This is a genomic window from Bacillus sp. 05T31 (assembly GCF_056396725.1).
The window spans coordinates 1-360 of sequence record NZ_JBFTMA010001517.1 but is presented as its reverse complement, the minus strand read 5'-3'; the positions used below and the strand labels follow the sequence as shown (position 1 = coordinate 360).

Here is a 360-nt window from a genome sequence, read left to right as displayed (position 1 = left end):
ATAATATGGAACGTTTATGGATTCCAATAATCGTCACGTTTTTTTCATTCGGCGGGTTACTATTAGGTGGTGCTGTTGGAGTAGCAACACGGCAACTAATTGAAGAAAAGATGCATCGCTTATACGCATTATGTGGTGGGATTTTGCTTGGGCTTTTATCACTTGAAATTATTCCTGAGACATTTTCAAGCTATGAAATAATTGGGCCTATGCTCGGTATAGCTATCGGTATTTTAGTTATGAGCTTATTAGATAACTATTGYCATCATCCGATTATACATAAGAAAGATCAACAAGCATGGCAAACCTTCCTTTTTCTTTCTTTCGCTATATTCATTCATAATATGCCGAGTGGTTTTG

The 360-nt window shown here is 36.5% G+C and carries 1 pseudogene; it reads left to right on the top strand.

The features are described from left to right. Nucleotides 1–5: 5 nt before the first annotated feature. Nucleotides 6–360: pseudogene (locus tag AC1DJR_RS34135) on the top strand (ZIP family metal transporter); the annotation flags it as partial.